Below are 11,265 nucleotides of genomic sequence, written 5' to 3'. Positions count from 1 at the left end.
CATGGACCCAGTGAAAACCGTCAGGAAAGCCGTGATCCCCGTCGCGGGTAACGGAACCCGTTTTCTGCCCGCCACGAAGGCGATGCCGAAGGAAATGCTGACTATCGTCGACCGTCCTGTCGTCCAGTATGCCGTCGACGAGGCGCGCGAGGCCGGCATCGAGCAGATCGTCTTCGTCACCGGCCGCAACAAGCAGGCGATCGAGGACCATTTCGATGATGCGCCGGAACTGGTCTCTTCGCTGACCCGGTCGGGCAAGACGGCGCAGGTCTCCGAACTCGCCGACATGTTGCCGACCGCAGGCTCGGTAAGCTTCACGCGCCAGCAGGCGCCACTCGGTCTCGGCCATGCGGTCTGGTGCGCCCGCGAACTCGTCGGCGACGAACCCTTCGCACTGTTGCTGCCCGACATGATTTCCTATGGCGTCCGCGGCTGCCTGGCGGGCCTGATGGACCTCTATCACACAGCGGGCGGCAACGTCGTCGGCGTAGAACAGTGCGCGCCGGAAGATACGTCGAAATACGGAATTGTCGGCAAGGGAGCGGGCGTGCCTCACGGCTTCACCGTGACTGAAATGGTCGAGAAGCCCCAGCCGAGCGCAGCCCCTTCGAACTATTATCTGAACGGCCGATACATTCTTCAACCGGAGGTCTTCGACATTCTCGCCCACCAAAGCCGGGGTGCCGGCAACGAGATCCAGCTGACCGACGCGATGGTGACCTTGTCGGAAAGCCAGCCGTTCTATGCCCATCCTTACGAGGGCCGCACCTTCGACTGCGGCTGCAAGCACGGCTTCATCGAGGCCAATGTGGCCTTTGCGCTCGCGCGCGACGACATCAGCGGGCTGGTGTTCGATTCCGTCCGCGACATGGTCTTGTCTCACGAAGGCCGCATCCGCGCTGCATAGTGACGACCCTCCGGCGCGTCGCCGGCGAAAGATGACGAGAGCGGTCCGGACATGATCCGGGCCGCTTACCCGACACCAGATGAAGGCGCAGCCATGCACCAGCGAACCATTCCCCTGAACGGCGTGTTGTCCCGCGAGAAGGACGATTCCGACTCCTTCATTGACCTCGACCGGTTACTGGCGGCGGTCCTTCGCCGGGCGGGCATCATCACGCTGACCGCCGCGATCTTCGTCGTCCTCGGCATCGCCTATCTGGTCTTCACGACGCCCATCTATACGTCGATGACGCAGATTCTCCTTGATGAGAACCTTTCCCGCTTTGCGCAGGAGGAGCAGACCTCGGTACAGGGCAAGCAGCAGGCGGACACACAAATCTCGAGCGCGGTGGAAATCCTGAAGTCGAACAAGCTCGCCCTGAGGGTGGTCGATGAGCTCGGCCTCGCCGAAAACGAGACCATTCTCAATCCGCCCAAGTCTCTGCCGTCCATCGTCAAGACCTGGCTGCGCGGCTCCGTCGGCCTCTTTAGCGCGGCGACTGCCGATGATCCCGCGATCGCCGGCGCCCGGCAGAAGGCGGCCGCCCTTCTTCAGCAGGGGATCACGGTCGAGCGTGTCGGCCGCAGTTCCGTGGTGGCGCTCTCCTACCGTTCGCCGGACCCGCAGCTCGCCGCCCGTGTCGCCAAAGGGTACAGTGATGCTTATCTCGCCGACCAGCTGAACGCGAATTTCGAAGCGGCCGAGCGCGCATCCGTCTGGCTGCAGGAGCGGCTCGACAGCCTGAGGGAGCGCGCGCAGGCAGCCTCTCTCGAGGCCGAGCGCTACAAGGCGGAGAACGGACTCACCTCGGCACGTGGAGAGCTGATGTCGGAACAGCAGCTTTCCGACCTCAACAGCCAGCTCATCATCGCCCAGGCCGACGCGGCGCGCGCCTCGGCGCGTTACAACCAGTTCAAGGCGATCATCGACCAGGGACGCGACAACGCGGTCAAGAACGCAACAGCCGCCTCCGACGGCTCCGACAATGCCGTTATTCAGGATCTCCGGGGACGCTATCTGTCGATAGAGCGACGGGAAAAGGATATCACCGCGAGCTTCGGCGCCGATCATCCGCAGGCGGTGGCCCTCAAAGCCGAGAAGGACGACGTCGCCCAGCAGATCTTTCAGGAGATGCAGCGGCTGACGGAACGTTACCGCAACGAGTTCGAAGTCACGCAGTCTCGTGAGCAGTCCCTTCGCAAGAGCATAGAGGGTGTGACGGGCAAGAACTCCGAAGCCAACCAGTCCATGGTGCGGCTCAGGGAATTGGAGCAGCGTGCCACCGCACTCAAGTCGCTCTACCAGTCCTATCTCGACCGCTACGAGCAAGCCTCGCAGCAACAGTCCTTCCCCATCGCAGAGGCACGCGTGATCTCCGAGCCGGGCGTGCCGGTCTCGCCGTCGAGTCCCAAGAAGACCCTGGTTCTGGCGCTTTCAGCCGTGCTCGGCCTCATGGCCGGCGGCGCACTCGCCTTCGTCCAAGAGATGCGAGAACGTTATTTCCGGCTGGAAAGCGACGTCCGGTCGGCGCTTGGCCAGACCTCTCTTGGCTATTTGCCGCTGGTCGGCGCCACGCCTGAAACGCCCCTGCAGCGCCTCCGTGCGGCGCTCGACCGCCGACGGGGACGCCCCGCGCCACCACCGGCCCATATGCCGCTCGAACGCATGACGCGCATCGTGCTCGACACGCCGCGATCGGCTTTCGCGGAGACATTGAGGAACGCCAAGCTTGCGACCGACATCGTGCTGCAGGGTCGTCCCAGCCGGGTCATCGGCATCGTGTCGGCCATGCCCGGAGAAGGCAAGACGACGGTTGCCGCCAACTTCGCTGCATTGCTCGCGGCTTCGGGCAAAAAAACGCTTCTGATCGACGCGGATCTGCGCAATCCCAAGCTCAGCCGGATGCTGAAACCCGTTCCAAAGGCGGGCCTTGTGGAAGCCGTCCTCGGGGATATCACATGGACGAACGCGGTGCGGGTCGACCAGCAGTCCAAGCTCGCCGTTCTTCCGGTCGCCCCGCGCCCGAACGGCGACGCCCATCCCCACACCAACGAGCTGCTCGCCTCGCCGGGCATGGCGAGTATCCTGGAAAACGCCCGCCAGATCTTCGACTACGTCATCGTCGATCTGGCTCCGATCGGACCGGTCGTCGATGCGAAAGCCTTTTCGGCCCACGCCGACGGCTTCATCTATGTCGTCGAATGGGGCAAGACGCCGAGCCGGCTCGTTGCGGACCTTCTCGCCGCCGAGCCGCACATCGCTGCAAAGATTCTCGGCGTGCTGCTCAACAAGACCGACATGACGCAGCTTGCCAAGTACAGTGATTTCGGCGGGCAGGAGAAATTCCGACGGGAGTACGACAAGTACTACTGATCACACGAACGGCAGCCTCCGCCGCACGCATCTACATGTTCGGCGGAGGCTGTGTTGCGTCCAGGGTTCAGCGATAGCGATCCGAACGCCCGACGCTTTCGTAGACGAAGCCATGATCGGCGACGTGCGCCGGCGAGTAGATGTTTCGCAGGTCGACCAGGACCGGCGCATTCATCAGGTCCTTGAGCTTCGGAAAGTCGAGGGAACGGAATTCCTCCCACTCCGTGATGATCACCAGCGCATCGGCGCCGCGTGCGACGGCTTCGGCATCGTCGCGGTAGTCGATCTCGGGCATCAGGTCGCGCGCCGCCTCCATGCCCTCGGGGTCGTAGGCCTGCAGCAGCGCGCCCTTGTCGAGCAAGGCTTGAACGATCGACAAGGCCGGAGATTCCCGCACGTCGTCGGTATCCGGCTTGAAGGTCAGCCCGAGAATGCCGATCGTCCTGCCGCGGACATCACCGCCGACCGCCCGTTCGACCTTGCGCGCCATGGCACGCTTGCGCGTCTCGTTGATGCCGACGATCGTCTCGATGAGGCGGATCGGCTTGTTGTGATCCTGGGCGGTTTTTACGAGCGCAAGGGTATCCTTCGGGAAGCACGAGCCGCCATAACCCGGACCGGCATTCAGGAACTTCCGGCCGATACGGCTGTCGAGGCCCATGCCCAGCGAAACATCCTGCACATTCGCCCCGACCTCCTCGCAAAGATCGGCGATCTCGTTGATGTAGGCGAGCTTGAGCGCGAGGAACGCATTCGCCGCATATTTGGTGAGTTCGGCGGTGCGGCGCGAGGTGAAGACCACAGGATGCCTTTCGGAATCGAGGGGAGCGTAGACCTCGGCCATCACCGCTTTGGCCCGATCGTCATTCGATCCGACCACCACCCGGTCGGGCGCCATGAAGTCAGCGATCGCCGCCCCTTCCCGCAGGAATTCCGGATTGGAGACGACGGCGACGTCGGCATCGGGATTGACCTCACCAATGATCCGCTCCAGGTGATCGCCGGTGCCGACCGGAACCGTCGACTTGGTGACGAGAACGGTGAAGCCACGCAGCGCCTCGGCCACTTCGCGCGTCGCTGAATAGACGTAGCTCAGATCCGCATGGCCGTCGCTCTTGCGCGACGGCGTGCCGACAGCGATGAATACGACATCCGCATCCGCGACGGGGCCGGCGAGTTCCGTCGTGAAATGCAGCCGCCCGGCCGCCACATTGCGGGCGATCATGTCCTCGAGTCCCGGTTCGTAGATCGGAACCTCGCCGTTGTTCAGCCGGGCAATCTTCGACGCGTCCTTGTCGATGCAGACGACGTCGTGACCGAATTCCGACAGACATACTCCAGAAACCAGACCGACATAGCCGGTGCCAATGATCGCTATCCGCAAGATGCACTCCACTCGCAAAAAACCAGCCGGATGCCGCTGGATGCGACATCACCGGGACCGCAGCAACGGTCAACCGAATCCGGCTGCAAACAAACGTTCCGGAAGGCGTAACGGCTTCTGGATTAGCGCAACCGGACGGAAAAACCAAGCATTAGCGCGGGAGTATAAGCCTTCCGGGCTATCACGGGCGGGCGGGTTCGCATGCCCGCGCAACCTCACGGATTCGAAAGAAAAATGCGCCCGCCAAGATCCGCCGCGCGGCACGAACCCTAAGCACAAATCGCTACATGTCCTTGGGATCAGGACCCACCATATCATCGCTGGACAAGCGGACTACGCGTATTCTTCCGTCGACGATGATGCGACCAGCACCCGAAACATGACCCCTCACGCGAATAACGTCGGGGGCGAAACATCCCCCCTCGTTGACGTTTACGTCAATGTTAGATAGACGTGTTCTGTCTTGAACCGCGAGATCAAAGGCATACTCTCGCTGTTGGGCAACGAGGAGGAAATGCACGCCGCCCGCGAGGGCGAAGCGTGAGACATGGTCGGGAGGAAAGCATGTCGGACGTATCAAGCCGCCGCAGTGGGCACGCAGCGGAGAGGATTTGGCTTGCTTCCTATCCGGAAAGCGTACCGGCGGAAATTGCGCCGCTCGAGCACGCTTCGCTTGGAGCGCTTTTCGAAAGCAGCTGCGCCAAATACGCCGACCGGCTCGCCTTTTCGAGCATGGGACGCGGCATGACGTTCCGCGAACTGGAAGCTCAGTCCCGCAAGATTGGCGCTTGGCTCCAGGCCCAAGGACTGGCGAAGGGCGACCGGGTCGCCGTGATGACGCCCAACATCCTGCAGAACCCGGTGACGGTCTACGGCATCCTTCGTGCGGGCTTCGTTGTCGTCAACGTCAACCCGCTCTACACGCCGCGCGAGCTTGAACACCAGCTGAAGGACTCCGGCGCCAAGGCGATCTTCGTACTGGAGAACTTCGCCCATACGGTGGAGCAGGTCCTGCCGCACCTGCCGCTGAAGCATGTTGTGGTCGCGACCATGGGCGACATGCTGGGCCTCAAGGGCCACATAGTCAACTTCGTCGTCCGCAAGGTCAAGAAACTGGTGCCGGCCTGGTCCATCCCGGGCCACAGAAGCTTTCGGCAGGTTCTTTCGGAAGGTGCTCGCCAGAGCCTCGAACCTGTAGACGTGAAGGGCAGTGACGTCGCCTTCCTTCAGTATACGGGCGGCACGACAGGTGTATCCAAGGGTGCGACGCTGACCCACGCCAACCTTCTGTCAAATGCATCACAGATGAGCATCTGGCTGGAGTCCGGGTTCACCAGTGGGTCGCGGCCCGAGGTATTGACTTTCATCTGCGCGCTGCCGCTGTATCATATCTTCGCGCTGACGGTGAATTCGCTGATGGGGCTGGTTACCGGGGGACACAACATCCTGATCGCCAATCCGCGCGACATACCGGCCTTCGTCAAAGAACTGCAAAGATACAAGGTCCATATCTTCCCCGGGCTCAACACCTTGTTCAATGCCCTTATGAACAATGAAGAGTTCAAGAAAAGCGATCATTCTTCCCTGCTGCTCGTCTTTGGCGGGGGCATGTCGGTGCAGCGACCGGTAGCAGAACGCTGGCACGAAATGACGGGATGCCCGATCACCGAAGGTTACGGACTTTCGGAAACCTCGCCGGTCGCCACGGCCAACCCGCTGAACGCACCCGAATTTTCCGGGATGATCGGGGTGCCGCTTCCCTCGACCGACGTCGAAATCCGTGACGAGGACGGCAAGACGCTGCCGATCGGCCAGGTCGGCGAAATCTGTATTCGCGGTCCGCAGGTCATGGCGGGATATTGGCAACGGCCAGAAGAGACGGCCAAGGTGATGACCGACGACGGCTTCTTCCGGTCCGGCGACATGGGCCTGATGGACGAGCGCGGGTACATCAAGATCGTCGACCGCAAGAAGGACATGATCCTCGTCTCGGGCTTCAACGTCTATCCGAACGAGATCGAGGAAGTGGCCGCCCTGCATCCGGGCGTGCTGGAATGTGCGGCGATCGGAGTCCCCGACCAGCATTCCGGCGAGGCCGTCAAGCTCTTCGTCGTCAAGAAGGACCCGGAGCTCACCGAAGAGGCGCTGAAGGCGCATTTGACGGCGAACCTCACCAACTACAAGCGCCCGCGCTACATCGAATTCCGGAGTGAACTGCCGAAGTCGAACGTCGGCAAGATCTTGCGCCGGGAGTTGCGGCCGACCGCCTGACCTCGCCGCCATCCGGCCGACTGCGGCGCGCCGGGCCAGGACTGTGCCGCATCGGTCTCACCCATCTCCAGAATGTCACTGGCCGGCGCCGGTGCGCATGAACTCGCCTTGATCGCTCACGGGCGCCGCACTAGTGTCCTGCTTCCGAAAAGCCGAAGGACACTTGCGGCTCCATGATTCTGGCGTGGTGTTCGGATTTGCAGGTTATCCTCGCGCCTGCTCGGATGAGCAAGAGCGAACCGCAAGGCCGCCACGCCCGTTTCGGACCCGTGTCCGCACTCGAGGGGAGATAGATGCAGGCGATCATCGACAAACTGTCCAGCACCGCAACTGCCACGAGAGCGGAGGATATCCGGGCGGCTTTCGCCGCCGACACAAATCGGTTCGCCCGCTTCAGCACGAGCCTCGACGACCTGTTGATGGATTATTCCAAGTGCGCCGTGAACGAGGAGATCCTCGCCCTGCTGGAGGAGCTTGCGACCGCGACCGGCATTGCCGAAAAACGGGATGCGATGTTCGCCGGGGAGACGATCAATTTCACCGAAGGACGCGCCGTGCTGCATACGGCGCTGCGCAACCGCGCCAACACGCCGGTATTCGTCGACGGCAAGGATGTGATGCCCGACGTCAATGCGGTTCTGGACGCCATGGGACGTTTTGCTGAAGATGTCCGCAGTGGCAGCATCACCGGTGCGACCGGCAAGAAGATAACCGATGTGGTCAATATCGGCATCGGTGGGTCCGATCTCGGTCCTGCCATGGCGACGATGGCGCTCGCCCCCTATCATGACGGGCCGCGCCTGCATTTCGTCTCCAATGTCGACGGTGCGCACATCGCCGATACCCTGAAGAACCTGGCCGCCGAAACGACCCTCTTCATTGTCGCCTCGAAGACCTTCACGACGATCGAGACCATGACGAACGCCCGGACGGCACGCGGCTTCGTCGCGAGCGCGCTCGGCGAGGAGGCCGTCGGCCACCACTTCGCTGCCGTCTCTACGGCGCTCGACGCCGTAGCAGCCTTCGGCATTCCGGAGGATCGGGTCTTCGGCTTCTGGGACTGGGTCGGCGGCCGCTATTCCGTCTGGTCGGCGATCGGTCTCTCCTTGATGATCGCGATCGGCGCCGAGGACTTCGGCCATTTCCTCGACGGCGCCCATGCGATGGACAACCACTTCCGCGCGGCACCGTTGCGGGAAAACCTGCCGATGCTGCTCGGCCTCATCGGCTTCTATCACCGCAACGTGCTCGGCCATGCCTCGCGCGCGATCTTGCCCTATGACCAGCGGCTCTCCCGCTTCGCCGCCTACCTCCAGCAACTGGATATGGAATCGAACGGCAAGAGCGTGACAATCGACGGCAAGCCGGTCGCCGGTAATTCCGGTCCGATCGTCTGGGGTGAGCCCGGCACCAACGGCCAGCATGCGTTCTACCAGTTGCTCCATCAGGGAACGACCGTCGTGCCGGTCGAATTCATGATCGCCGCCAACGGTTTCGAACCGGAGCTGCGTCACCAGCATCAACTGCTCATCGCCAACTGCCTTGCCCAGTCCGAGGCCTTGATGAAAGGCCGCACGCTTGCCGAAGCGAAGGCGCAGCTCGAGGCGAAAGGTGCGAGCGAAGCCGATATCGAGCGCCTCGCGCCGCACCGCGTCTTCTCCGGCAATCGTCCCTCGATCACTTTCATCTACGATCAGCTCACCCCCTTTGCACTGGGCCGGCTGATCGCGCTTTACGAACACCGCGTCTTCGTCGAAGGCGTTCTCTTCCGCATCAACTCGTTCGATCAGTGGGGCGTGGAACTCGGCAAGGAACTCGCGACCGCGCTGCTGCCGGTGGTCGAGGGCAAAACTGCCCCTTCCGGCCACGACAGTTCGACGGCAGGTCTGGTCGCCAGCCTGCTGTCACGCGCCGGATGACGGATCCCAGGGCAGGCAACTCACGACAGACCTGTCCGATAAGCTGAAGAACCAAGGGGAACCGGACACTCGGGAAAGCGGCAAGACCGAACCGTGCTAGAGTCCGATCTCGTGGGCGAAAGGTGGGTTTGCGCCGGCGCGCGATACGGTGACCGCCGCGGCCCTTGCCCCAAGAGTTAGGGCAGCTTCGACGGCCTTCTCGTTGATTGCCGCTACCTTCTCCTTGGTCAACAGGCCCTGCATCTTCAACGAGGCGAGAATGCCGGCGTCGAACGTATCGCCCGCGCCCACGGTGTCGACAACGGTGACCTTGTTCGACGGAACCGAGACCTTGAAGCCGGGCGTGTAGCCCGTGGCGCCTTCGGCGCCCTTGGTGACGACGACGAGTTTGGCGCCGCGCGTCAGCCAATAGGCGGCGCGTTCGTCCTGGCTGCCGGGTAGGTCGAACCAATCCAGGTCCTCATCCGAAAATTTCAGGATGTCCGACATCGCGGCCATCCGCTCGATGCGCGCCATGTGGGCCGCCTTGTCCTTGATGAAGCCCGGACGGATGTTCGGATCGAGCGAGATGACGCGGGTCGCCTGTTCGCGCACCATCAGCGCCTCGTAGGTCGACCCACAAGGCTCGGGGATCAGGCTGATGGCGCCGAAGTGCAGGGCCTCGCAGTCGTCGCCGAGGGAAGGCAGGTCGCTTTCAGTGATCATCCGCCCCGCAGTATTCTCGTCGTAGAACGCGTAGGTCGCCTGCCCGTTGACGAGCTTGACGAAGGCGATGGTCGTCGGCCGTGGCAGTGTGGCGCAGTAGGAAAAGTCGACATTGCTCGACTTCAGCGTCTCACGCAGGATGTCGCCCATCATGTCGTCGGAGAGGCCCGTGAAGAAGCCAGTCGGAATGCCGAGCCGTCCGAGCGCGATCGCCGTGTTGAAGATCGCGCCGCCGGCATAGGGAGCGAAGCCCTTTTCACCAAGCGTCGTCTCACGCGGAAGCATGTCGATAAGCGCCTCGCCGCAACACAGTATCATACAAGCCTCCCGCTAGCCCTAGACGTTTTCAATCGATTTAAAGCAATCCGCCCGGGATTGCCAGCCCCTCCTCAGGAAAGAGAGGCGACGCCACCGTTGCGCGCAGACCAGGCGAGCGGCGCATCGAGGAAGGCCTCGACCTCGGCGAGGGTATTCTCGTCGAAAAGCTTCTGCGCGCGCGCGACGGCAAGGACCTCGCGCCAGGTCGCGATGTAATGCAAGGTGACGTTGCCGTTGACGAAACGCTCCTTCGCCTCGGGGAAGATCCCGTAGAAGAAGAGTGCAATCCCGTGGTCGACGACACCACCGGCTGCGCGCACGGCATCGATGAACTTGAACATGCTGCCGCCGGCCGTCGTCAGGTCCTCGATCACCAGCACCCGCGCGCCTTCGGGCATATGGCCCTCGATCTGGGCATTACGGCCGTGGCCCTTGGGCTGCTTGCGCACGTAGATCATCGGCAGGCCCAGACGGTCGGCCAGAAGCGCGGCGAAGGGAATGCCCGCGGTCTCGCCGCCGGCGATGCAGTCGAACTGCTCGAAGCCGGCGTTGCGCATGACGGTCGCGGCGGCGAAATCCATCACCGCCGAGCGGATGCGGGGATAGGAGAGGAGTTTGCGGCAGTCGATATAGACCGGGCTCATCATCCCCGACGACAGCTTGTAGGGCTTGTCGGCGGAAAAATGCACCGCCTTGATCTCCCACAGCATCTTCGCAACGAGTTCCGCCATTACGGCAGGATCGGAAAACGACGTCGGCATCATGGGCGGTCCCTCTTGCTTCCTGATTGCATTGCAACGGCAATAGCAGCAAGCCGCCCTGCTTTCCAGCGGCAGATATCAGGCAAAAGAGGGTGTGCGCCGGAATACGCCGGCGAAGCGGTGCCTCTGCACTCAGGCGACAGGCGGCGCGCCGAACCGGTTTGCCGTTGGCTGGCTCGGTTGCACATTGAAATAGATGAGCACGATCCAGCCGACGACCGGGATCAGCGCAAGGAGCATGAACCAGCCGGACTTGTCGATGTCGTGGAGACGGCGCGCACCGACGGCAAGGCTCGGAAGAAGCAGGGCGAGCGCGGCCAGCGTGTCGAGCAGCCCGATCCCGATAATCGCCTGATCGAGCAGCGACGCCACGAAATTGACGATCACTGTGAAGAGTGCAAACCACCAGAATTCCGAGCGTGATGCACGGCCGGTGAAATCCTTGTATTTCGACAGGACAGTGGAAACGGATTCTTGAAACGCCATTTTGCTCCCCCGAAAATGCTTTTCCGTAGGAATCGGCTAGGCGATTTCTCGAGCCTCGGCAACGAGGCACTGATGTCCGCCGGACAAACACCCAAGAATGGTCGG

The 11,265-nt window shown here is 62.4% G+C and carries 8 protein-coding genes; 4 read left to right on the top strand and 4 right to left on the bottom strand.

Going from position 1 to position 11,265, the window contains the following annotated elements; all coding sequences use genetic code 11:
- The first annotated feature begins 1 nt into the window (after position 1).
- Both EUU22_RS18170 and EUU22_RS18165 read left to right on the top strand, forming a co-directional pair.
- The gene (locus EUU22_RS18170) at positions 2-907 is read left to right on the top strand and encodes a UTP--glucose-1-phosphate uridylyltransferase (protein ID WP_129333394.1); all 906 of its coding nucleotides are present in this window, start codon (positions 2-4) and stop codon (positions 905-907) included.
- 93 nt (positions 908-1,000) lie between these two features.
- Entirely contained in the window at positions 1,001-3,316 is a 2,316-nt protein-coding gene (locus EUU22_RS18165) for a polysaccharide biosynthesis tyrosine autokinase (protein ID WP_129333393.1), read from the top strand.
- A gap of 67 nt (positions 3,317-3,383) precedes the next feature.
- On the opposite strand, the gene EUU22_RS18160 is transcribed toward EUU22_RS18165, so the two are convergent.
- Positions 3,384-4,700, bottom strand: coding sequence for a UDP-glucose dehydrogenase family protein (locus EUU22_RS18160; RefSeq protein WP_129333392.1), 1,317 nt, complete (start codon positions 4,698-4,700; stop codon positions 3,384-3,386).
- 564 nt (positions 4,701-5,264) lie between these two features.
- Between EUU22_RS18160 and EUU22_RS18155 the strand changes: the two genes are divergently transcribed.
- Positions 5,265-6,971: a long-chain fatty acid--CoA ligase gene (locus tag EUU22_RS18155; RefSeq protein WP_129333391.1), complete on the top strand. Its 1,707-nt coding sequence runs from the start codon at positions 5,265-5,267 to the stop codon at positions 6,969-6,971.
- Positions 6,972-7,264: 293 nt separating this feature from the next.
- Positions 7,265-8,890: a glucose-6-phosphate isomerase gene (pgi, locus tag EUU22_RS18150; RefSeq protein WP_129333390.1), complete on the top strand. Its 1,626-nt coding sequence runs from the start codon at positions 7,265-7,267 to the stop codon at positions 8,888-8,890.
- Positions 8,891-8,986: 96 nt separating this feature from the next.
- On the opposite strand, the gene EUU22_RS18145 is transcribed toward pgi, so the two are convergent.
- The 3 genes from EUU22_RS18145 to EUU22_RS18135 all read right to left on the bottom strand — a co-directional run bounded on the left by EUU22_RS18145 (position 8,987) and on the right by EUU22_RS18135 (position 11,160).
- On the bottom strand, positions 8,987-9,913 hold the full coding sequence (locus EUU22_RS18145) for a carbohydrate kinase family protein (protein WP_129333389.1): 927 nt from the start codon (positions 9,911-9,913) through the stop codon (positions 8,987-8,989).
- Between the two features lie 71 nt (positions 9,914-9,984).
- Complete coding sequence (locus EUU22_RS18140; protein ID WP_129333388.1) at positions 9,985-10,677, bottom strand: orotate phosphoribosyltransferase; 693 nt, start codon at positions 10,675-10,677, stop codon at positions 9,985-9,987.
- Positions 10,678-10,806: 129 nt separating this feature from the next.
- Entirely contained in the window at positions 10,807-11,160 is a 354-nt protein-coding gene (locus EUU22_RS18135) for a DUF805 domain-containing protein (protein ID WP_129333387.1), read from the bottom strand.
- Positions 11,161-11,265 lie beyond the last annotated feature (105 nt).

Source organism: Ciceribacter ferrooxidans (assembly GCF_004137355.1).
In the GTDB taxonomy this organism is placed as follows: domain Bacteria; phylum Pseudomonadota; class Alphaproteobacteria; order Rhizobiales; family Rhizobiaceae; genus Allorhizobium; species Allorhizobium ferrooxidans.
This window is presented reverse-complemented; position numbering and strand designations above follow the sequence as displayed.